The following is a 21,166-nucleotide window of genomic DNA, read 5'->3' as shown; positions in this document are numbered from 1 at the left end:
CGCTCAGATAGGCAGTACCGCCCGCTGCAAAAAGGGCGGGCTCAGCCGAACTCGACCGCTTCGAAACGGATCGGCTCGCCGGTCGCCGCCTGCGCCAGTTCGCCTTCCCACATCACTTCCGCGCCGCGGACGATGGTGCCCATCGGCCGCCCGGTCAGCGTCATGCCGGTAAAGGGCGACCAGCCGCATTTGGATGCCAGCCAGCTATCCTCGATCGTCCAGCGCGCCTTCAGATCCACCGCGGTGAAATCGGCGTCATAGCCGATCGCGATCCGCCCCTTGCCGACAATGCCGAACACCCGCTGCGGCCCGGCGCTGGTCAGGTCGATCAGCCGCTGGAGCGTCAGCCGCCCTTCGGCGACATGGTTGAGCATCAGCGGCAGCAGCGTCTGCACGCCGGGCATCCCGCTCGGGCTCTGCGGATAGGGCTTGGCCTTTTCCTCGCGCGTGTGCGGCGCATGGTCCGAACCCATCACGTCGACCACGCCCTGGCGCAGCCATTCGAACAGCCCGTCGCGATGCGCGCCCGATCGGATCGGCGGGTTCATCTGCGCCCAGGTGCCCAGCCGCGGATAGGCCTCTTCGCCCGCCAGCGTCAGATGCTGCGGGGTCACTTCGCACGTGGCGATGTCCTTGTGCTGCCCCAGCAGCGCCAGCTCGGCCGGCGTCGTCACGTGGAGCACATGGATGCGCCGCCGGGCCTCGCGCGCCAGCCGCAGGATGCGCTGCGTCGCCAGCAAGGCGCTCTCATCGTCGCGCCACACCGGGTGCGAGCGCGGATCGCCTTCGATCCGCTCGTCGGCCCGCGCGTTCATCCGCGCCTCGTCCTCGGCATGGATCGCCACGCGCCGCTTGCCCGAAGCGAGCACGCGCGCGAGATTGGCGTCGTCCGATACCAGCAGGTCGCCGGTCGAGGCGCCCATGAAGATCTTGATCCCCGCCGTCCCGGGCAGCCGCTCCAGCTCGGCCAGCGCGGCGGCATTGTGGTTGGTCGCGCCGACGTAAAAGGCATGGTCGCACCACATCCGCCCCTTGGCGCGCGTGAGCTTGTCCTGGATCGCCTCGGCGCTGTCGGTATTGGGCTTGGTGTTCGGCATTTCGAACACCGCGGTCACCCCGCCCAGCACGGCGGCGCGGCTGCCGCTCTCCAGATCTTCCTTCGCCACCAGCCCGGGCTCGCGGAAATGGACCTGGCTGTCGATCACGCCGGGCAGCACGTCCAGCCCGGTGCAGTCCACCGTCCTGCCGGCGTCGCCGACCCGCCCGATCGCGACGATGCGCCCGCCGGATATGCCGACATCCACTTCGGCGGGTCCGCCGGGCAGATGCACCCGTCCGCCCGTCAGCTTCAAGTCGATCTGTGCCATCTTCGCCTCTTCTCTCCGCGCCCGCCGCCTCCTACCTCTTCACCATGACCGAAACCAGCCCCGGCACCCTGCTTGCCGACCGCGCGCTTCTCCGCATCTCGGGGGAGGATGTCCGCGGATTCCTCCAGGGGCTGCTCACTCAGGATCTCGCTCTGGTCGCGCCGGGCCAGCCGCAATGGGCCGCCCTGCTCACCCCGCAGGGCAAGGCATGGTTCGATTTCATCCTGTGGGCCGATGGCGATGCGATCCTTATCGATTGCGAGGCCGAGCAGCGCGAGGCGCTGGCCCGCCGTCTCACCATCTACCGCCTGCGCCGCCCGATCGCGATCGAGCCGGTCGGGGGCGGCGTGCACTGGTCCCCGAGCGGCGACCACGGCGTCCCGGATCCGCGCCTGCCGGCGCTCGGCCGGCGCTGGCTCGGCGAAGCGGCGGGCGCCCCGGCCACCGGCTGGCGCGCGCACCGCCTCTCGCTGGGCGTCACCGAAGGCGCAGCCGAACTCGGCCAGGACAAGACGCTCTGGCTCGAATGCAATGCCGAGCCGCTGAACGGAGTGAGCTACACCAAGGGCTGCTATGTCGGGCAGGAGAACACCGCGCGCATGCATTATCGCGCCAAGGTCAACCGCCGCCTCGTCGTTGCCCCCCTCGCCGACCCCGGCGACCGCACCCGCGCTTGCTATCCCGATCTCGGCCTGATGGTCGAACTCCGCCGCGTCGAAGCCTTGGGCGACGCCCTGGTGCCCGATTGGCTCGCCCGCGCACTGGCCGCCGACGAGGGTTCAGACGCCTAGCCATTCAAGGCCGCCGGGCAGGTCCTCGGCGGAATGATCCAGTTGGAGCACTCGGCGGCGCTTCGGCTGCATGGCGGGTTCGGACGCGTGCAGGATCGGCGTTGCATAGGCCCAGACATCGCCGCGCTCCGCCAGACAGCTGGAGACGCCACACGCCCTTACCGTCGCATCGATCGCGGCCTCGGCAACCTTGCTGCGGTGCGAGCCAGGCGCGATCAGCAGCGGTGCGTTCGCCGCGTCGACAGGGTCCAGGTGGATGCGCACGGTGATCATTCGAGCGAGGAGAGGAAATGGCGGCGCGACATGGATCAATCCCGCCTGATGGCCCAGGGTCCGAAATCCGGCACCTCGTTGCGTCGGCGTACCGCGACGGTGCGATCCTGATGCCATGCCAGGCCCCAGTTCACGTCCGCGTTCTTGTCGAACAGGATCGCCCGCACGGGGCGGGCGGGCGGGCCGAGATGCCGGCGCGCAACCGCGCCGATCCCGCCGTCCAGCGCCAGCGTGGCCAGCGCAGCGCTGTCGCATATCCGAACTCCGGCTCTGTCCTGGGGCAGGTAGCCCAGCAACGCCTCGATCGCCGGAATTTGCGCTCGCGCCGCGCCGCGGTGCAGTTCCGCGCCATTTGCCGCCATGCGCAACAAATCCGATCCGGTCACTTCGCGACCTGGATCGAGGCCAGCCCCGCGGCAAGCGCGTCGAACACCACGCGGCAGCGGGCGATCGCGCGCAGATCCTCGTGCATCACGATCCAGATCGGCAGCACGAACGCGAAGGCGTCGGGCAGGACGCGGACGAGCGCGGGATCCCTTTGCGCCAGCTCGACCTGGCAGATGCCGATGCCCACCCCGCCGCGTATCGCCGCGAAATGGACGAGATCGCTGTCCGAACGCATCGCGAACGGGATCTGCGTCAGCACCGGCAGCGCCTGCATCACGAAGCGCACCGCCGGAACCATCGTCTCGGGACCGATCACGTCGTGCCCGGCAAGGTCGTCTGCCGACGCGGGAACGCCGCGCCGCTCGAGATAGTCGCGATGCGCGTGCAGCCCCAGCGTCACGCCGCCGACGCGCTTGGCGATCAGCGCCTGTTGCGTCGGCTCCACCATGCGGATCGCGATATCGGCATGGCGCTGGAGCAAGTCGTCGACGGTGTTGGAGACCACCAACTCGCTCGATAGCTCGGGATGCGCGCGGCGCAATGCGGCCAGCAGCGGCGGCAGATGCATCACGCCCACCATCTCGCTTGCCGTGATCCGGACGCTTCCCGCGACCGCGCCGGCATCGGCTGAGGCCGAACGCAGCAGCGCCGCCGATGCCGCGACCAATTGCTCGGCATAGGGCTTCATCGCCAACGCGCGGTCGGTGGGGGAAAGGCCGCGCTGCGAGCGCACGAACAAGGCGCCTCCCACCGATTGCTCGAGCGCTTCGATATGCCGCGATACGCTCGGCTGGGTAAGGTCCAGCGCCCGCGCCGCCGCCGAGAGCGAGCCGGTCCGCAGCACCGCGGCGAAGCTTCGATACAGATCCCAGCTATGTGCCCCGTTCATGCATTTCCGTATAGACGAGCCACGGATTAGGTCAATTTTGAGCGAACCAGGATCCGTCCAGAAGGGCCTCGGTTAGACAGGAGGTTCAGATGGAACGGCAGGCTTTGGTATTGGGTGCGACGGGTGGGATCGGCGGCGCGGTTGCGCGGCGGTTGCTGGCGTCGGGATGGCAGGTGCGCGGCCTGGTTCGGCCCGCGAGCGCGGCGCGGCTCCCCGAGGGGGTGCAGCCGATAGTGGGCGATGCGCTCAACGCTGCGGATGTCGCCGCGGCAGCAGTCGGCGTCACGCTGATCGTCCACGCGGTCAATCCGCCGGGATATCGCAATTGGGGCACGCTGGTGCTGCCGATGCTCGACAACAGCATTGCCGCTGCCCAGGCGCAGGGCGCGCGCATCCTCTTGCCCGGCACGGTCTACAATTACGGCCCCGATGCGTTTCCGCGGATCGACGAGGCCGCGCCCCAGCATCCGCGCACGCGCAAGGGCGCGATCCGCGTCGAGATGGAGCGGCGGCTGCGCAATGCTGCGGAGGGTGGCGCGATCTCGGCGCTGATCGTCCGCGCCGGCGACTTCTTCGGCCCGGGTGCCGGGAGCAGCTGGTTCAGCCAGGCGCTGGTCGCGCCGGGCGCGCGGCCGAAGCGTATCACCACTCCGGGCAAGCGCGGCGTCGGCCATCAATGGGCCTATCTGCCCGATGTCGCCGAGACGATGGTGCGGCTGGCGGAACGCGACGATCTGCCGGCCTTCGCCAATTTCCACATGGAAGGGCAATGGGACCCCGACGGCCGGCAGATGGCCGAGGCCATCGCGCGGGTGCTGGGCGATCCGGCGACGCCGATCAAGCCGCTGCCCTGGTGGGCGCTGCGGGTCGCGGCATTGTTCTCGGTCACGCTGCGCGAGCTGATGGAGATGCGCTATCTCTGGCAGCAGCCGATCCGCATGACCAACCAGGATCTCGTCGCGCAGCTCGGCGCGGAACCGCGGACTCCGCTCGATCAGGCGGTGCGCACCACCTTGCAGTCGATGGGGTGCATGCCGGCATGATCCTGCACCGGAACCTCGAGGCAAAGAAAAAGGGAGGCCGGTTGCCCGGCCTCCCATATTCTTTTCCAGTCCGGATGGACCGGGCAGGATTACATGCCCGAGCCAGGACCGTACGTGATTTCCACGCGGCGGTTCTGGAGCTCGCGGACACCGTCGGCGGTGTCGACGCGCGGACGGCTTTCACCGAACGCTTCGGTCGAGATGACACCGTCGGAGATGCCACGGCCGGTGAGGTAGCCCTTGACCGAGTCAGCGCGACGCTGGGAAAGACCAACGTTGTAGCTGGCCGAACCCGAACGGTCAGCGTGGCCTGCCAAGACGACGCGGGTGTTCGCGCAGTTCTGATAGTTGCTGATCGCGTTGTCGAGGATGCTCGAAGCTTCCGGCGTGATGTCCGACTTATCCCAGTCGAAGAACACGATGTACGGCCCAGGCGTGCAGACCACAGCCGGAGCGGGTGCTTCTGCAACCGGCGGCGGGGTGTACGGCTCGGGTGCCGGTACGGGTGCTTCGGGAGCCGGCTCAGGCGCACCGAAGTTGAACGTCAGGCCGCCCAGGATGCTGTGCGAACGGAAGCGGCCGCTGACTTCTGCGCCATTGGCTGCGACCAGGTCGACGCCAGGAGCATTGAAGAAGCGATACTTCAGCGACACGTCGACATTGTCGGACAGCGGAGCGCGGATACCCGCGATCGCCTGCCAGGCAACAACCGTGTCCGAATCGTCGACCACGTCGCCGCGGCTGCTCAGAGCAAGGCGCGACTTGATGCGGGCAACACCCAGACCGGGGCCGACAAAGCCCTGGACGCCGTCGTCATCGCCGAAGTCCCAGAGACCATTGACCATGAAGCTGAGCGCGGTGGTGCGGCCGCCGGCATAGTCATAGCTGCCAGCCGGAACCGTGCCCGGGAAGCCGGGAAGGGGGACCGACGAGGTCAGGCCGTCAACCGTAGCCGACTTGTAGCCGACTTCGGCTTCCAGACGGAACACGCCCAGGTCGTAACCGACCGTGGCATCCACGTCATAGCCATAGTTGTGATCGACCGACAACGCGTCTTCGGCAGCGCCGACGTTCCAGTCAATGTCTTCGACGATCATCGCGCCGCCTTCAATGCCCACATACCACGCGTCTTCGCGGGCGAGGGCAGGCGTGCTCAGCGCGGTGGTCGCAAGCGCCAGTGTAACGGCAAGCTTCCGCATATTGAAACCCCTTTCTCGAATGTCACTACGGACAGCGACAAACTCAGTATCGAAACGATTGTATCCACGCAAGCGCACAAATCCGGGGACTGTTGCATCATCGTCACAGTTGGTCCGAGGCTATCAGACCGTGCACACGCAATGCTTCCAGTACCGCAACGATTGCGGCCCGCGCTGGCCCATCAACCACCATCCCCCCTGCTGGTTCCGCGACTGCGGGCAATCTTTTGCCAACCACTTGGGTACCCTCGACAAAAACTTTTCCATGGGCCTCTCCCAAGTGCCAAATGCCGTCGCGGAACAACGCAAATCCGCGGTCGGCACTTACCCACAACCGCATGCCGTCGCGCGGCGCGACGAATCTCCAGCCGCCCAGCGTCCATGCTGCGACTGCGTAGGGATGATCCTGCCACGCACCCGCCGGCTGGCTGCCCAGGATCCAGCACTGCCCCGACTCGGCCTCCTGCGGCGGGTCGACGGCGTCCACGCCCGCCACGGCGCCGCCGACCAGGATATCGAGAAGCAGCAGCGCCTCGTTATGCGTCATCTCCTTCTGCGCCTGCCCTGCCGCCAGCATCGGCAGTCCCAGCCGCGGCGTCGCACTATCGTTCATGGTCGTTCCTCCAGGCTTGGCAGCCGCAATTCGGCGGGAGGCGACAGCCCCAGCGCCCCTATTTGCTGCACGATGATCGAACACGCTGCGGCACGCTCATCCGGCCGCAGCTCAAGCTGGGGGGCGCCGACTTCCAGGACGCGTGGGGAACCACCGTCGACCTGCACCGTAACGCGATAGCGCTCGCGTTCTTCGCCGAGCGGGGCATCGACACCATCGGCCCAATCCCACCCGGCCCGACTGCGGCGGATCCACGTTATTTCGGTGGTCTGGTCGCCGCGGCGCCACGCCCGGAGCTGCACGGGTGCCGGCGGCACCAACGCAACCCCACGGACGCGCGTCGCCGCCGCGACGTCGCTCGGGTCTCCTGCGCCCCTGGCGAGTACCTGCACCGCGCCGCCGACCAAACCGGACGGCAAGTCGATCAGCGCGATCGTGTCGCGCGCCAGAAGCACGAAGCGGTCGCCGGCGCGTTGCAGCCCGATCGCCCCCTCCGTCCCCCGCCGCCCCCGCCACAGCCGCGACAGCATCCAGAGACCACCGCCCAGCGCCCGCGCCCGGCCAAACTGGAGCAGCTCCTCGCCCACCATCGCCAGGTTTTCGCCGGCATGCAGCGCCTCGTCGTCGGCGTCTGCCAGCATCATGCCGGCATGCGCCAATTGCACCGTGAGCACCGAGTGCCGATCCTCGCACCACGCCGGCCCCGGGCCCGGCGGCGCCTCCAACTGTCCCAGTGTCGCTGGTGCCGCGCTCGTTCCGGCGCTTGTCCAACTCGCGCCGCCATCCGGACTCCACAACAGCGCCGCCCCGCGCCAGCCCGGCTCGGTGCCAGCCGCCGCGATCGCCAGCTGGGGCACCAGCGGCGTGCCCGCTCCTACCAGCGGCAGCTCGAAGGCATGCACCACAGTGCGGCCGAGCTTCAGGTCCGGCGCGGCAAGCACCCGGCCTGCAGTTGCGACCTGGATCGGCGGCGGCGGCGCGATGCCCACGCAGTCGAGCGTCAGCACCATCGCTTCCAGCGTCCAGCGCTCCACGCGCCACGTCCCACCCTCGCCAGCGATCCGCACCCGCGCGCCCGGCCGCACCTCCAGCGCCGTCCAGGGCAGCGCCAGCGTCCGCCGCGTTCGCTCCAGCCCCAGCCGCGCAAGCCCCGCGCTCGCCAGCGTCTTGGCCGCCGCCGCGTCGATCGCGGCCGGCAGCTCCATGCGCGCCTCGCGTCCGCCGCCGCCGGGCCGCGCCGCGCGCTGCACTCCCGCCTGATAGTCGCGCGCCGGATCGTAATAGCTCAGCGTCAGCACGCCCGGCACAGCCTCGCCCGATCCGATCGCGCGTACCCCGCGGGCGCCGCCCCCGCTCCCTGCGGCCGTTCCGGCGTCCGCCAGCGTCACCGCTGCGCCGTCGCCGCTCCGCAGCACCAGCCCGCCCTCGGCCGTCTCGAACCATCCGCCCGCCGCACCCGCCAGCGTCTCGCACGCCGCCCGCACGCTAGCCCCCTGAGCGGCGAAGCCCGTCACCGGGGCCGTCCCCTCCGCGGTTACTTCGCCCGCGCTCAGTGCCGCGACGATCGCCCCCATCTCGATGGGTCCTTCATCCGCCACCACTTCGAAGCTCAGCGACGGGATGCGATTGCCATAGTCGGCCAGCGCCATGTCCTCGAACACGGCATAGGCCATCCCGCGATGCGAGGGCGCCAGCCCGGCGCCCTCGACCGCGGCGATCAGTGGGTCGGGCGCCTGGTCCTCGCCGCCCAGATGCAGGCGAAATCCCGTCGCGCTCTTCAGGTCGCCCGCCGCGCCGCGGAGCAGCTTCCCCTCCGCCCAGATCCGCCGCACCGCCCGGATCGGCCGCCCCGACAGCGCCACCGCGAACGACGCGCTATACGCATAGCTGGTGGTGTCCGGTCGACCCTTGCCCCCCTGGGTGCTGCGATGTTCCTGCAGATCGGTCGCCCAGATCACCGATCCCGCGACTCGCATCGTCCCGAAGATCCGCGGTATCTGCGTGCCGTAGGAGGACGTCTGGACCCGCAGCTCCTGGAGCCGCGGCCCCTCGCGTCCGCGCGGCTTGAACAGCACCTCGCGGTCGAGCGCCGCGCCGGCCATTCCGCCGATCGCCGCCCCGATCGGCCCGCCGAAAAATCCCCCGGCGACCGTCAGCACCACCGTCGCCATGTCAGTCCTCCTCCTGTGGGCGCCAGCGCGCCACCACTGGCCAGGGCACCGGCCCCGGCCGCTCCACCACGCGGCGCAAGCCGGCATCGGCGTGGATCACCCCGTCCTCGCTCGCGATCGCCAGGTGGAGCTGTCCCGGCCCGCTGCGCACCAGCAGCAGGTCGCCCGCCCGCATGTTCTCGACCCGTACTAGCCCGGCGGCTTCGACCGCCTGTGCCACGCCATCCGCGGTGCCGCTGCGCATCCGGTACCCGCTGGGCACCGCGCATCCATAAGCCAGCCCCGCCAGCCCGACACAGTCGAGCCCTTCGGCCACGCGCCGCCCATGCAGCCGGAACGGCGCCCCCACTGCACCGCGCGCCGCCGCCAGCGCGCGCTCGCCCGCGGTCATGCGCCCGGGTAGCGCGTCAGCAGGTCGATCCCCGGCAAATACGGCTCGCCGCGGAAGTTCACCGCATTGCCGAACCGCGCCGCACAGGTCGCCAGCGTCTTGTCGCATCCTTCGATCAGCTCGATCAGCGCGCCCGCCCCGTTGAAGCGCGGCGGCACCGACAGCGTCACCCGCGCGCCCTCCGAAACCGCTACCGCGTCCTCCAGCCCCGAATTCGTCCCCCCGAACCAGCGGAGCAGCCCGCCACCATAAGCGTTGCCCACCGGCTCCACCGCGTTCAGCGTCAGCACCGCTCCAGCCACCTCGATCACCCGCGCGAACCGCCGCCGCGGCGCCATCGCCACGCGACAGCGCCGGTCGCCCAGCATCGCCCGGCAGTCGGGCGAGGTCTCCTCGACCACTGCCCGCTCCAGCCGCGCCGCGGCCCCGCGCAACTCGGCGGTCAGCATCCCCCCGCGCGTCTCCACCGCCCCGATGACCCCTTCGCCCAGCCCCACGCCGGCGTCGGGCGCCGTCCAGTCGGTCGCGAACAGCACCACCCGCGCCCCGTCCCAGCGTCCGGCAAGCAGGTCCGCCTCGCCGATCGCGCTGCTGGTCAGCGCCCCGCTCACGTCCATGCTGTCCGCTTCCAGCCCGGCGCTGCGGCTGATCGCGCTCGGCGTCATCCCCGGCGCAGCACGGTACACCAGGCCGCCGATCTCCAGATCGCGGTCATGCGCAGTCAGCCCGATCGTCACTCCGTCGCGCCGCTCGATCCGCCAGCACAGCGTGATCGTGGTCAGCGGTCCCTCCAGGGCGCTCATTCGCGTATCTCCACCAGCGGCACCGACGCCGCGGCGCCCGCAAGGAACGTCGCGCGGCTCACTTGCAGCCGATCCTCTGCGAAGCGCACCGGCACATCGAACGCGAAGCTCGCGCTGACCACCACGCCCGCCCCGGGCGCCGCGTCCAGCGTCACCATGCCCGCGTCGCCCAGCATGAAGCCCCGCGTTTCCACGCCATCCAGATAGACTCGCACGCTCTGCGCGTCCGGCCGCGTGATCCGCCGCACCACCTCGTCATAGCGCTTCACCAGTTGGAACTGTCGGGCCGTGCCGTCGCCCGTGGCGATCCGCTCGCCCAGCCCGCGCCAGTCGAATGGATCGCGCAGCCGGAATCCCCGCGCCGGCCCCATCCGCGCCCGAAAGAACCCCAGCAACGCGGCGATGTCGGCTTCCGAGCGCACTCCCGGCCCGACATCGTAGGACGTCCGCGCCTCGGCCCAGTCGGCATTGCGCGCTTCCTGCCCGCCCGCGCTCGTCACGATCGCCGTGGACGTTTCGGGCGCCACTTCCGCCTCGCGCCCCAGCGCCAGCGGAAAGCGCACGTCATCGAATGGCTGCACCGCGTCCTCCCCTTCCCAATGTACGAAGCCGTCGCGCAGTATCTGCGGCAGCGCCCAGACATAGGTCGCCGCCACGCCGCGCCGCCGCCCCCGCGCAGCCGCCTCGGCGATCGGGCGCCATTGCCCCTTGTCCTCGGGCCGCAACACGAAGCCCGCCAGATAATGCTGTTCCCCGACCGGATAGCCGAGCCGCGCCTGCGCGAGCGCGACGCCTTCGCGGCTCGCCGCGGTCAGCCCCGCCGCCGCCCAGTCATAGTCCTCGAGCTGCAAGACATCGAATGCCGGCCGCGCCCAGCCCAGCGGCAGGTTCGCCGCCACCGCCGCCGCGCTCGCGGTTACCGTGGGCGGATACGCGAGCAGCATCACCACCGCCCCGGACGCCGCCGCCTTCACTGCGTCGCGCAGCGCCAGCGTCGAATTCGCCAGCAGCTTACCCGCCGCCGCGGGCACGTCCGCCGCTCCCGCCAACGCGGCCTGGGCGGCGGGATCATGGATGCACAGGCTTCCGTCGGGCATCGCCCACCACCAGGGCTCACCGACCTGGAACTTGACCGGCAATCCCGCGCCCTGCGCGATCCCCACGAAATCCAGCGCCACCGCGCGCAAATACGCCATAGCCGCGCCATTGGCGGGCGACAGCAAGGCCGAGGGTGGATCCCACCCGGTCAGTCCCGGCGCGCCATTCGCCGCGCGCTGCTTCCAGTCGTTCCAGCAATGCTGATCCAGCAGCTCGTACGACAGCGACCAGATCACGCCGTAGCCCAACGCCCCGGCGCGCGCCGCGAAGTCGCGGTGCCACGCCGCGCACGCCACGTTCAGCGCGCTCGCGCCCAGCGCGACATAATAGCCGCCATATAGCGCCTCGAGCCGGAAATAATGGCTCATCCCGACATAGTGCAGGATGTCGCCGCGATAGCCGAGCTGCACCATGTTGCGCAGCACCCGCTCGGGCGTCAGGTGATAGCTGTCGTCATAGCCATTGGCGATGCCCAGCGCATGCTCGGGCGCCACCACATCGCCGATCGCCAGCACCGCGCCGGGTCCTTCGCAGGCGATACCGCTCAGCTCGACCCACGCTTCCACCGGCGCCGCCAGCGGCACCGCCTCGCCAGTGAACCCCGGCGCCACCAGCGACACGAACATCCGGTCGACATCACCCGCCCACACCGGATCGGCCTCGCCCGGCAGCGTGAAGCCGCCCCTCACCGTCGCGAAATCGATCGCTACCTCGGCATCCTCGGGCGTGCCCGTCGCATAGTTCCACAGCCGCACATACCAGGCGCGTGGCGTGCCGCCCGCGTCGCGCCCCTCGATCGTCAGCACCGGGCCGTTGACTGCATCCAGCGGCAACACCCCCGAAGACCGCCAGCGAAAGCGCAACCGGCAATCGCGATAGTCGCGGCTGGTGTCATAGCGCAGCAGCGGGTGATCGTGCCGGTCCTCCGAAGCCCAGATCAGCCCCGCCAGGTCGTTCCTGCGCAGGAACACCGCGTCCACCCGCAGCGCGTCCGGCGCGGTGGTTACTACGCTGGCCATCATCGGCCGCGGAAAATCGACCGTCCAGTAAGCCGGATCGAACCGGGACACGAACCCGGAGGCCTGCCCCCGCCGCTCCCCACAAAGCCACCACCCCATATCTCCCTCTCCCCGCTTGCGGGGAGAGGGTCGGGGAGAGGGGCAAGTGCCACGCACTCGCCACCGCGTCCCTCTCTCCCCAGCCCTCCTCGAAGGGTCGTCAGCCCATCACTCCGCCGCCAAAGCAGTCCGAACCGCCCTGGCCACCTGCCGGCTCGACTGCGCCAGTGCCCGCGGCGCCTCGCCCCTCGACGCATTCACCGTGATCGAAACCCGGACCTCGCGCGCGCCGGCCGGCACGTTTGCCGTGACCTGGCCCGCGGCCGTCGGCACGAAGAGTTCGGGCCCGCGCTCGCCGACCCAATAAGGCCGCCCGGGGCTCACCGGCCCACCGGTCGCGCGCCCCGGCGATCCGCCGAACAGCGACCCGATCAGCCCCGCCAGCCCACCGCCGCCCGCGCCGCCGCCGCCGCCCAGCAGCGCACCAATCCCGCCGCGCAGCGCACTCGACGCGATCTCGCCGATCACGCCCAGCGCCACTCCGCGCAGATCCTCGAACCCCAGCTTGCCGGTCCGCACCGCGCGGCCCAGCGCCGTCTCGATCGCCTGCCCCGCCCGGGCGACGCCGGTTTCCAGCGGCCCTTCCAGGCTGCCCCGCATCTCGGCCACGTCGCGCGCAAAGGCGCGCGTATCGGCCCGCACGCTGACCACCAGCTGCTCGATCTCTTCATCCATCGGGAAAAAGCTCCTTCAACCGCGCAATCTCCGCCGCCCCAGGCGGCTCGGCACTCTCGCCGCGCGCCGCCGAAACCAGCGCCGCAAGCTCAGCCGGCGTAGCGTTCCAGAAGGTGTCGGGCGTCCACCCGAACACCAGCCCGGCCAGCCCGGCGAGCCGAAGCGCGCGCCCACAAAAATCCTCCCCGAGCTCGCTCGGGGAGGGGGACCGCTCGCGAAGCGAGGGGTGGAGGGGCGGCGGACGCAGTCCGCCGGCTGCCGCCGGCGGCCCCTCCACCATGCTGCGCATGGTCCCCCTCCCCGAGCCTAGCTCGGGGAGGATCTGCTCGACCTCCATCACCGCCCCGCCAGGATCTGGCCGATCAACACCTTGAGCGCCGGCGTCGCCGCCACCAGCCCACCCGCCGCCACCGCTTCGGAAAACACCCCCGGCCCCCCGGCGAACGGCTCGCGCAGGCAATGCCAGAACAGCCCCACCATTTCGCCCAGGCCAAGCCGCCCTTCCGCCGCCCGCTCCACCAGCGCGAACAACGGCCCCAGCTCCGCCTCCGCTGCCACCAGCGCCGCAAAGCTCGGCCGCAGCACGACCGTCTCACCCGCAACGATAAACCCCGCCTCGCCGCGCGCCCCATTCGGGCTCCCCTCCCTGCAAGGGAAGGGCTGGGGGTGGGTGCGAGCGGAGCGAGCTCCTTCCTCAACCCCGCTCATGCCGCCACCACCGCGCCGGAACTCTCCAGGCTCAGCGTGTAGCTGCGCTCCCCATTGAAATCCCCGGCATAGTCCAGCCGCGTTACCAGGAACCGCCCGGTCATCGTCTCGCCGCTCTCGAAGCTCAGGCGATACTCGTCGAGCACGCCGCTCAGCGCGTTCGCCTTCAGCCGCGCCTCCGCCGCCGATCCGGTGAACACCCCGGCCCCAGACACGCTGACGCTCCGCACGCCCGCGCCCGACAGCAATTCGCGCCAGCCGCCCGAATCCTTGTTGGTCACCACCACTGCTTCGCCATTGACGCTCAGCTGCGTCGTGCGCAGCCCGGCAACCGTCGCCCAGGCCACCGGCACCGCGCCGTTCCCGATCTTGAGCAGGAACGCGCTCCCCTTTTCCGCCGCCATAACCCTCTCCTTCACTGTATCTGCAGCATCCGCACCCGGAACTCGCACAAGGCCGTCCAGCGGCCCTCGCCCTCGCGCAGCACTCGGCTGCGCACCATGCTCAGGCTCGCCACGCGCCAGCCTTCGCCCAGCATCCGGGGAAGACCCAGCACCGCGGCCTCGACGTCGTCGACCAGTCCGCGCAGCCGCTGCGGCGACACGCCCTGGTCGCGCAGCATCACGCCGATACGCCCCTCGCGCCCCATGAAGTCCTTGGCGCTCCAGTCGCTCAGCACTGCATCCTCGATCTCGGCATAGGGCCGCACCGCCCGCACCGGCGGCGCATCGAACACCTTGCTGATCGCCAGCATCAGGCTGTGATGGTCCTCCAGCGCGGCGACCAGCGCCGCTACCAGCACCCCATGCGCGCTCATCGCAGCAGCCCCCCCAGCCAGCGCAGCGCGGGGTCGGCCAGCATACGCCGCCCCAGTCCCCGCCCGCGCACCACGACCTGCTCGGGCGCCACCTCGACGCCAAGCTCGGGATAGGCCTCGCGCAGCCGCGCTCCCAGCCGCGCCGCCGCGTCCGCCGCGGCGCGCTCGCTCCGGTCGCGCCCGCGCGCCTCCAGCCGCTCCATCACAGCCGCACCCGGCGCCACGGCCGCCACAACGCCGCCACCGCCGCCGGCGGTGCGCCGCCCAGCGCCCGAGCCTCGAACAGATGGACCGCCAGCAGCACCACGCCGTGCGCGATCGGCGCCGGCAGCGCCTCCCAACTCTCGGCCAGCCCCGCCCGGAAGCCGACCCGCACCAGCCGCGCCGCCCCCGGCGCCGTCACCCGCACCCAGCCCTGCCCGACGGCGTCCAGGTCGATCGCATAGCCCTCGGCCGGCAGCGCCAGATCGGCGCCGTCGGGCTCGATCAGCGTCACCGCACCGATCGCCGTCACCCCCGCGACCTTAAGCCGGCGCCACTGCCGGTCGGCGGGCAGCACCTCCTGCCAGTCGCGCACGATCAGGCTGGTGCCGGTAAACGCCTCGCACAGCGACAGCGCCGCCGCGGCATGCGCGCGCAGCGCGTCGTCTTCGGCGTCGCCCGCGATGCGCAGATGCGCCTTGGCGGCGTCACGCGCGGCGGCCAGCGCCGCCGCCGGAAATGGCGGTGCGTCCATAAACCCCTCCTGTTGCCGAAATCGAAAAGGGCCGCGCCGTAGCCCCCGCGCCGGCGCGGCCCGCCGCGGCTCAATCGGCCGCGAACGTCATCACGTAACCACCGCTCCGATCAGGAAGCAGAGAATTTGAGCAGCTTGATCGCCTCGGAATTGCTCACCATCCCGCCGACGCGCTTGGTCGCGTAGAAGTGGACGAACGGCTTGTTGCTGTACGGATCGCGCAGGATCTGCGTCTCCTGCCGCTCGGCGATCAGATACCCGGCCTTGAAGTTGCCGAACGCCACCGCCAGCGCGTCCGGGCCGATGTCGGGCATGTCCTCGGCTTCGACCACCGGATAGCCGAGCAGCGTGCCCGGCTGTCCCAGCGCCAGCCCCGGCGCCCAGAGCAGCCCGCCGTCGCTCGTCCGGAATTTCCGCACCCGCGCCAGCGTCGCCGAGTTCATCACCCAGCTCGCCCCCTGGCGGTATGGCGAACGCAGGGCATGCACCAGGTCGATCAGCCGCTCCTCGGGATTGATCCCGAACGCGCCCGCCGCTCCGCTCGCCAGATACTGGATCGTCCCGAACGCCCGCACCGCGTCATTCTGCGCCGAAACCGGCCCTGCCAGGAAGCCCTTGGGCTTGTTGACGCCATTGCCGCGCACGAACGCCGCGCCCTCGGCAACCGCGAATTCGCGCGCCACTTCGCCCGCCAGCCACGCCTCGACGTCGAACGCCGCGTCGTCGAGCATCGCCTGGCTCGCCGCGGGATTGGCATAAAGATCGCCCGAGGGCGGCGCGACTTCGTTGAACACCGGGGTGTCGGTCTCGCCGCGCGCCGCGGTCTCCGCCGCCCAGCCGCTCTCGAAGCCGCCGCTCGCCACCAGCTTTCGGTATCCGCTCGTCCCCACCTTGACGACATTGGCGATCGCCCGGATCGGCGAGATCCCCTTCAGCGTCGCGTCGATCTGCCCGTCGATCTCCTCGGGCACGGCATAGCCGCCCGAAGCGCCGTCGACCCCCGACATCGCCTTCACTTCCACTGCGCCATGCCCAGCGCGCAGGAACCCCTCGAACGCCGCGCCACTCGTCGGCCGTCCGCCCGCCAGCATCGGCCGCGCCACCACGCCCGCCGCTTCCACGGCGTCAAAGCTCGTCACAATCCCGTCCATCACCATCTCCCCACCAGAAATCCTCCCCGAAACGGGGAGGGCAACCACTCGCGCCAGCGAGTGGTGGAGGGGGCCCGCCGCGCGCGAACCCCATCGTCTCTCAGAAAGTCTCCACCGCATGCACCCGTGCCAGCGGCTGCATCGGCTGCGCGACCAGGCTGACCTCGACCAACTCGAGCCGCCGGATCTCGCGCCGCACGCCGTGCCGCGCCTCGGCCACGCGGTATCCGAACGACAGCCCGGTCACCTTGCCCGAGCCCACAAGCCCCGCGAGTTCCGGCTCCTCGACCGAACCCACCACCCGCAGCCCGCGCTTGTCCTCGCCCAGCAGCTCGATCCGCCCCACCGGGCGCCCGTGATGCTGCCACAGCAGCGGTACGCGCCCCGGCGCCCCGAACGCGCCGGGCCGCAGCACGTCGCCGCCGCGGTCCGCCACGCCGAACACCGCGGCATAGCCGGCGAAGCGCACCCTCATTTCAGCCAGCCCGGGAACCCCAGCTTCACCGCCAGCCCGACCAGCACCAGCGCCGCCAGCATCCGCCCGAACGATCCGAACGCCGCCTTAACCGCCGACTTTTTGGCGTCGCGCCACGCGCCCAGCAGCTCGCGCAGCTCGGCCATGTCCTTGGCGGCACTCACATCCTCCAGCCCCAGCCGGGCCAGCGCCCGCCGCGCCCCCAATTCCCCCGATTCCTCGGCGATCGCGCGCAGCGTACCCACGCTCGCGCCGTCGCCCCGCGCCTGCTCCATCAGCTGCGCCAGCACCGTTCCGTCTTCCATTGTCCTGCTCCCGGTTGCGGCGCCCCGCGGCCGCGCCTAGGCCGCGTCCATGCGCCGCTGGTTGTTCCCCTTGGCCGTGCTCGCCACGGTCCTGCTCGCCGCCTTGCTCGTCTGGCTGTGGCGCACCGACACCGTGCTCGTGCACAAATGCGCCGCCGCCGGCGGCCAGTGGAACGCCGAGACTCGCATCTGCGACGTCGGCACGCTCACAGCCCCAGCATCGCCCGCTTCTCCGGATCGCTGAGGAACGGCGCCGCCGCCACTTGCCGCCACAGCCGCTCGCGGTCTTCCGCCAGCGCCGGCACCCGGTTCAGGTCCACGCCCACCCGCGCGCCGTCGAACCAGGCACTCAGCGCCCCGCTCAGCGACGCGAAGATATTCTCCGCCAGCGGCAATATCGCCAGCCGCCACAGCGCCCGATTGGCCTCGCGGTAATTGGCATAGGCATTGTCGCCCGGCAGCCCGATCAGCATCGGCGGCACCCCGAACGCCAGCGCGATCTCGCGCGCCGCGGTCGCCTTCAACGCCACGAAGTCCATGTCGGCCGGCGTCATGCTCATCGACTGCCATTTCAGCCCGCCTTCCAGCAGCATCGGCCGCCCGGCCTGCGCCGCCCCCGAATAGCCGTTCTCCAGCTCGGCCTTGAGCTGGTCGCGCTGCCCGGGCGACAGCACCCCGCCTTCGCCGGGATCATAGACTAGTGCGCCCGAAGGCCGCGCGGCATTGTCGAGCAGCGCCTTGTTCCACCGCGTCGCCGCATTGTGGATCGCCACCGCGCCCGCCGCCGCACCCAGGCACCCCAGCCCGTGATGATCGTCGAGCGGGTGGAACGCCTTGATATGCACCACCGCCGGCCGCCCCGCGGCGTCCTCGGCGGGAAGCCGCGTGACATGCGCGCCGACCTTGTAGCGATACGCCACCGGCCATCCCTGCGCGTCCGCCTCGACGCTCACCCGCTCGGGCCGCAGCGCGTACAGCTCGCGCACCCGCCCCTCGCCGTCGCTCAGCAGCTGGACATAGGCGTTGCCGTGCAGCAGCAGCTGCGCCGCCACCACTTCGCTCAGCACCTGCCCGCCCGACCGCGCCCGCACCAGCGCCAGGATCGCCGGGTCCGACGCCTCGACCGGCGCCCCGCCAATCCCCTCGCACACCAGCTTCACCGCCCGCTGCGCCACCGGATTGCGCAAATACCCGTCGCGCACCTGCGCCTCATATCCCAGCGGCCAATCCCCACCGCCGCCAACACCCCATCCACCCGCCAGCGGCGCCCGCACGCCCCCCCGCGCGGACTTGCGTCCCCACCACTTCATTTGAGTCTCCTCTAAAATCCTCCCCGGAACGGGGAGGGGGACCAGCCACAGGCTGGTGGAGGGGGCGCACCACAAAGGACCAGCGTGGTGGAGAGCCCCCTCCACCACCGCTTGCAGCGGCGGTCCCCCTCCCCGTTCCGGGGAGGAGCGGAAGCCGCTACCCCCGCGTCCCGAACCAGATCACATGCCGCGGTCCCTTGCCGTTCTGCCGCGCCTTCACCGCGACTTCGTCGACGTCGAACCCGGCGTCGCGCATCCGCTTGGCGAACCGCGCGTCGGGCGCCGCCGACCATACCGCCAGCACCCCGCCGGGCTTTAGCGCCGCCTTGGCGATCTTGAGCCCGGTCATCGAATACAGCCCGTCATTGCCCGGCCGCGTCAGCCCGTCCGGGCCATTGTCCACGTCGAGCAGGATCGCGTCATACACCCCCTGCGCGCGCCCGATCGCCCGCGCCACGTCGATCAGCTCGACATGCGTGCGCGGATCGTCCAGCCCGCCGGCGGTCAGTTCGGCCATCGGCCCGCGCGCCCAGTCGATGATCTTGGGCACCAGCTCGGCCACGCTCACCACGGCGTTCGGCCCCAGCAGCGTCAGCGCCTTGCGCAGCGTGAAGCCCATCCCGTACCCGCCGATCAGCAGGTGCGGGTCCTTCCGCCCCAGCCGCGCGATCGTCATCTCGGCCAGCGCTTCTTCCGAGCCGCTCATCCGGCTGTTCATCAGCTCGTTGCGTTCCAGCACGATCATGAAGTCGCTGCCCCGCCGGAACAGCCGCAGCGGCTCGCCACCCGGCACCTCGGCGGTGTCTAACAGTTCACGCGGGACCAATTGTCGAACTCCTGAGCAAGTCGCCCCCACTTACAGAAAGGTGACCCGCGCGCCACGCGCTTTCCCGGTGGTCAGCTCGCTCAGCGCCCAGACCAGCGCGTCGCCGCGGTCGGGGGAGCGCCCCGGCCCCTGATAGCCGCCGCCCATCTGCATCCCGCACAATTCGTCCTCCAGCTCGGGGAACGCGCCGACATGGAATATCTGGCCGCGTTCATATTTCAGCGAGATCGGTTCGGCCCGTGCCGACTTGTTCTTGGCGGCATAGGCCTTGCGCACCGGCAGCCCGGCATCGGCGCTCAGCAGCACGCTCACCACCATGTCGCCGCCCTGGTTGGCCTCCGCCACCACGCAGTCCGCGCCGTGCCTTGCCGCGCACGCCGCCACCGCCCGCGCCCAGCCTTCGGGGGTCAGCCCCGAAACGCTCGCATCCTCCAGCACATAGCCGTTGCCGTCGCGCCCCAACCCGGCCGCGACGATCCCGCACGCGTCGCCAGTCGCGCTAGCCGGCGGGTCGACGCCCACCACCACCCGCGCCAGTTCGGGCGCCCGCCGCGCCCGCTGCCGCTCGATCAGGTCGCGAGTCCACAGCGCCCCCTCCACATCCTCGATCAGCTCGCCGTCCAGCTCCTGCCGCCCCAGCCGGGTGCCGGCATAGCCGTCGCGCATCGCCTCCAGGAAGTTCTCCGCCAGATGCGCGCAATTGCCCGTCGTCCGGCCATAGGTCTTGCGGACGCGGTCGTCGGCGACCAGCCGGCGCACCAGCCGGATCGGCCGCGGCGTGGTGGTCGCCACCACGCGCGCCGCCCCGGCGCGCAGCGTCATCATCAGATTGTCCCAGCTCTCCAGCGGATAGGGCCATTTGGCGATCTCGTCGGCCCAGGCGATGTGATGCTGCGGCCCGCGCAGCCGCTCGGGCTCGTTCGCCGAATAGACAAAGGCCTCGGCGCCCCCCGGCCAGGTCAGCTTGCCGACCGAGGGTTCCCATTTCGGCCGCATCACGTCGCTGGCGATCGCCAGCAACCCGCTCGGCCCTTCCACCATCACCCGGCGCACTTCGTTGTCGGTCGCGCCGACCAAAGCGATCTGCAGGCCCGGCTTGCTTTCGGCCGCCGCGCGCACCCATTCCGCGCCCATCCGCGTCTTGCCGAAGCCGCGCCCGGCCATCACCAGCCAGGTTCGCCAATCGCCCTCCGGCTCGCGCTGGTCGGGTCGCCGCCATAGCGTCCACAGCCGCTCCAGCCGTTTCAGGTCCGGCTCCTTCATCTTCAACAGCTTCTCGCGCCCGGCGGGACTGGCGAACTTGCGCTCGATCTCGGACCAGCGGCTGTCCGGCTTCTCAGCCACGTGGCTGGTCCCCTGTTCGCGCATCGGCGCCGGGTTCGGGATTAGCCTTGAGCCGCCGCTCCATCTCCAGCAGCTTCTTTTCCAGCCGCTCGCGCGCGGTCTGCTCGCTGCGCAGGATCTCGATCCCGCTCAGCGTCTCCGCCCGCGCCTTGCAGTCGCGCACGGTCTGGCGGTGCTGGTTCAGCAGCGCCAGCATGCCGCGCTCGCTCAGCTTCTCCAAATGGCTGGCGTCCCCCGGCGCCGCCGCCTCGCCGCCGAGCCCGACGATGCTGCGCTCCAGCAGCAACATCTCCACCGTTTCATACGCCACGCAGACCGAGCGTATCCAGGCGTCGGCGAAAACCGGATCGCGCTGCCGCAGCGCATAGGCGCTCTGGAAGGTCAGCCCGACCGACGCCGCCGACGCCCGCACATTGGCGGTCCGCGCCAGCTCGGCCAGGAACGCCTCGCGCCTGGCCTTGGTCCAGCCGCCCTTCTCGGCACGCACCTGCGCGCCCCCACCCTTGCGCCGAGTGGCGACCTGCTCCCCCATCGCTCCATCCCCCAAGCAAAAGGGCCGCAACACCCCCCGGTGCTCCGACCCCGTTCAAGCCACCCGGCCCGACTCGCAATTCTTCAGCGTTCCTGTTATGTACCTGAAGAGCGTGACGATGTCAAGCCTATTTAGCCTATTTGG

Annotated in this window: 26 protein-coding genes and 1 pseudogene; 3 read left to right on the top strand and 24 right to left on the bottom strand. The window is 70.6% G+C overall.

Annotation, left to right across the window (positions count from 1 at the left end):
• Nucleotides 1-41: 41 nt before the first annotated feature.
• Nucleotides 42-1,367 carry a dihydroorotase gene (locus LZ586_RS12740; RefSeq protein WP_235076661.1) on the bottom strand — a complete coding sequence of 442 codons (1,326 nt, stop codon included), beginning with the start codon at nt 1,365-1,367 and terminating at the stop codon, nt 42-44.
• Nucleotides 1,368-1,411: 44 nt separating this feature from the next.
• Here LZ586_RS12740 and LZ586_RS12735 point away from each other — a divergent pair, with 44 nt between their 5' ends.
• Nucleotides 1,412-2,158, top strand: coding sequence for a YgfZ/GcvT domain-containing protein (locus LZ586_RS12735; RefSeq protein WP_235076660.1), 747 nt, complete (start codon nt 1,412-1,414; stop codon nt 2,156-2,158).
• On the opposite strand, the gene LZ586_RS12730 is transcribed toward LZ586_RS12735, so the two are convergent.
• Genes LZ586_RS12730 through LZ586_RS12720 form a run of 3 tightly spaced genes read right to left on the bottom strand, consistent with a single transcriptional unit; the run spans nt 2,147 to nt 3,707 of the window.
• Nucleotides 2,147-2,431 (bottom strand): phytanoyl-CoA dioxygenase family protein, encoded by a 285-nt coding sequence (locus LZ586_RS12730; RefSeq protein ID WP_235076659.1) that lies wholly within the window; start codon nt 2,429-2,431, stop codon nt 2,147-2,149. The genes LZ586_RS12735 and LZ586_RS12730 overlap by 12 nt on opposite strands.
• Nucleotides 2,432-2,466: 35 nt before the next feature.
• Nucleotides 2,467-2,817 carry a hypothetical protein gene (locus LZ586_RS12725; protein WP_235076658.1) on the bottom strand — a complete coding sequence of 117 codons (351 nt, stop codon included), beginning with the start codon at nt 2,815-2,817 and terminating at the stop codon, nt 2,467-2,469.
• A complete protein-coding gene (locus LZ586_RS12720; RefSeq protein WP_235076657.1) occupies nt 2,814-3,707 on the bottom strand; it encodes a LysR family transcriptional regulator in 894 nt (297 codons plus the stop codon). The genes LZ586_RS12725 and LZ586_RS12720 overlap by 4 nt, the downstream gene beginning before the upstream one ends.
• Before the next feature lie 89 nt (nt 3,708-3,796).
• Here LZ586_RS12720 and LZ586_RS12715 point away from each other — a divergent pair, with 89 nt between their 5' ends.
• Nucleotides 3,797-4,750, top strand: a complete 954-nt coding sequence (locus LZ586_RS12715) for an NAD-dependent epimerase/dehydratase family protein (RefSeq protein WP_235076656.1) — start codon at nt 3,797-3,799, stop codon at nt 4,748-4,750.
• 89 nt (nt 4,751-4,839) lie between these two features.
• Here the strand turns inward: LZ586_RS12715 and LZ586_RS12710 are convergent, their stop codons facing one another.
• The 16 genes and pseudogenes from LZ586_RS12710 to LZ586_RS12635 all read right to left on the bottom strand — a co-directional run bounded on the left by LZ586_RS12710 (nt 4,840) and on the right by LZ586_RS12635 (nt 17,010).
• Nucleotides 4,840-5,949, bottom strand: a complete 1,110-nt coding sequence (locus LZ586_RS12710) for an OmpA family protein (RefSeq protein WP_235076655.1) — start codon at nt 5,947-5,949, stop codon at nt 4,840-4,842.
• 103 nt (nt 5,950-6,052) lie between these two features.
• On the bottom strand, nt 6,053-6,562 hold the full coding sequence (locus LZ586_RS12705; protein ID WP_235076654.1) for a DUF2793 domain-containing protein: 510 nt from the start codon (nt 6,560-6,562) through the stop codon (nt 6,053-6,055).
• On the bottom strand, nt 6,559-8,733 hold the full coding sequence (locus LZ586_RS12700; RefSeq protein ID WP_235076653.1) for a phage tail protein: 2,175 nt from the start codon (nt 8,731-8,733) through the stop codon (nt 6,559-6,561). The genes LZ586_RS12705 and LZ586_RS12700 overlap by 4 nt, the downstream gene beginning before the upstream one ends.
• A 1-nt stretch (nt 8,734) precedes the next feature.
• On the bottom strand, nt 8,735-9,124 hold the full coding sequence (locus LZ586_RS12695) for a peptidoglycan endopeptidase (protein WP_235076652.1): 390 nt from the start codon (nt 9,122-9,124) through the stop codon (nt 8,735-8,737).
• Entirely contained in the window at nt 9,121-9,927 is an 807-nt protein-coding gene (locus LZ586_RS12690) for a DUF2163 domain-containing protein (RefSeq protein ID WP_235076651.1), read from the bottom strand. The genes LZ586_RS12695 and LZ586_RS12690 overlap by 4 nt, the downstream gene beginning before the upstream one ends.
• A complete protein-coding gene (locus tag LZ586_RS12685; protein ID WP_235076650.1) occupies nt 9,924-12,143 on the bottom strand; it encodes a DUF2460 domain-containing protein in 2,220 nt (739 codons plus the stop codon). The genes LZ586_RS12690 and LZ586_RS12685 overlap by 4 nt, the downstream gene beginning before the upstream one ends.
• Before the next feature lie 108 nt (nt 12,144-12,251).
• Nucleotides 12,252-12,818 (bottom strand): tail tape measure protein, encoded by a 567-nt coding sequence (locus LZ586_RS12680; RefSeq protein ID WP_235076649.1) that lies wholly within the window; start codon nt 12,816-12,818, stop codon nt 12,252-12,254.
• Nucleotides 12,811-13,107 carry a phage tail assembly chaperone gene (locus tag LZ586_RS18310; protein ID WP_413777286.1) on the bottom strand — a complete coding sequence of 99 codons (297 nt, stop codon included), beginning with the start codon at nt 13,105-13,107 and terminating at the stop codon, nt 12,811-12,813. Before LZ586_RS18310 ends, LZ586_RS12680 begins: the two co-directional genes overlap by 8 nt.
• Nucleotides 13,108-13,154: 47 nt before the next feature.
• A pseudogene (locus tag LZ586_RS12670) lies at nt 13,155-13,451 on the bottom strand (GTA-gp10 family protein); the annotation flags it as partial.
• 71 nt (nt 13,452-13,522) lie between these two features.
• Nucleotides 13,523-13,930, bottom strand: coding sequence for a phage major tail protein, TP901-1 family (locus tag LZ586_RS12665; RefSeq protein ID WP_235076647.1), 408 nt, complete (start codon nt 13,928-13,930; stop codon nt 13,523-13,525).
• Between the two features lie 11 nt (nt 13,931-13,941).
• Nucleotides 13,942-14,343, bottom strand: coding sequence for a tail completion protein gp17 (locus LZ586_RS12660; RefSeq protein WP_235076646.1), 402 nt, complete (start codon nt 14,341-14,343; stop codon nt 13,942-13,944).
• Nucleotides 14,340-14,567, bottom strand: a complete 228-nt coding sequence (locus LZ586_RS12655) for a hypothetical protein (protein WP_235076645.1) — start codon at nt 14,565-14,567, stop codon at nt 14,340-14,342. The genes LZ586_RS12660 and LZ586_RS12655 overlap by 4 nt, the downstream gene beginning before the upstream one ends.
• The gene (locus tag LZ586_RS12650; protein WP_235076644.1) at nt 14,546-15,079 is read right to left on the bottom strand and encodes a head-tail connector protein; all 534 of its coding nucleotides are present in this window, start codon (nt 15,077-15,079) and stop codon (nt 14,546-14,548) included. The genes LZ586_RS12655 and LZ586_RS12650 overlap by 22 nt, the downstream gene beginning before the upstream one ends.
• A gap of 110 nt (nt 15,080-15,189) precedes the next feature.
• Nucleotides 15,190-16,230 carry a phage major capsid protein gene (locus LZ586_RS12645; RefSeq protein ID WP_235076643.1) on the bottom strand — a complete coding sequence of 347 codons (1,041 nt, stop codon included), beginning with the start codon at nt 16,228-16,230 and terminating at the stop codon, nt 15,190-15,192.
• 100 nt (nt 16,231-16,330) lie between these two features.
• Nucleotides 16,331-16,705, bottom strand: a complete 375-nt coding sequence (locus LZ586_RS12640; protein ID WP_235076642.1) for an HK97 family phage prohead protease — start codon at nt 16,703-16,705, stop codon at nt 16,331-16,333.
• Nucleotides 16,702-17,010 carry a DUF6127 family protein gene (locus LZ586_RS12635; protein ID WP_235076641.1) on the bottom strand — a complete coding sequence of 103 codons (309 nt, stop codon included), beginning with the start codon at nt 17,008-17,010 and terminating at the stop codon, nt 16,702-16,704. Before LZ586_RS12635 ends, LZ586_RS12640 begins: the two co-directional genes overlap by 4 nt.
• A 49-nt stretch (nt 17,011-17,059) precedes the next feature.
• On the opposite strand from LZ586_RS12635, the gene LZ586_RS12630 reads away from it, so the two are divergent.
• The gene (locus LZ586_RS12630; RefSeq protein ID WP_235076640.1) at nt 17,060-17,254 is read left to right on the top strand and encodes a hypothetical protein; all 195 of its coding nucleotides are present in this window, start codon (nt 17,060-17,062) and stop codon (nt 17,252-17,254) included.
• Here the strand turns inward: LZ586_RS12630 and LZ586_RS12625 are convergent.
• The 4 genes from LZ586_RS12625 to LZ586_RS12610 all read right to left on the bottom strand — a co-directional run bounded on the left by LZ586_RS12625 (nt 17,217) and on the right by LZ586_RS12610 (nt 21,022).
• The gene (locus LZ586_RS12625; protein ID WP_235076639.1) at nt 17,217-18,320 is read right to left on the bottom strand and encodes a phage portal protein; all 1,104 of its coding nucleotides are present in this window, start codon (nt 18,318-18,320) and stop codon (nt 17,217-17,219) included. The two genes, LZ586_RS12630 and LZ586_RS12625, sit on opposite strands and share 38 nt — an antisense overlap.
• Nucleotides 18,321-18,477: 157 nt before the next feature.
• On the bottom strand, nt 18,478-19,146 hold the full coding sequence (locus LZ586_RS12620; RefSeq protein WP_235076638.1) for a spermidine synthase: 669 nt from the start codon (nt 19,144-19,146) through the stop codon (nt 18,478-18,480).
• Between the two features lie 30 nt (nt 19,147-19,176).
• Nucleotides 19,177-20,490: a DNA-packaging protein gene (locus LZ586_RS12615; RefSeq protein ID WP_413777285.1), complete on the bottom strand. Its 1,314-nt coding sequence runs from the start codon at nt 20,488-20,490 to the stop codon at nt 19,177-19,179.
• On the bottom strand, nt 20,483-21,022 hold the full coding sequence (locus LZ586_RS12610) for a hypothetical protein (protein WP_235076637.1): 540 nt from the start codon (nt 21,020-21,022) through the stop codon (nt 20,483-20,485). The genes LZ586_RS12615 and LZ586_RS12610 overlap by 8 nt, the downstream gene beginning before the upstream one ends.
• Nucleotides 21,023-21,166 lie beyond the last annotated feature (144 nt).

The organism is Sphingomonas sp. S2-65 (assembly GCF_021513175.1).
Taxonomy (GTDB): Bacteria; Pseudomonadota; Alphaproteobacteria; order Sphingomonadales; family Sphingomonadaceae; genus Sphingomonas.
This window is presented reverse-complemented; position numbering and strand designations above follow the sequence as displayed.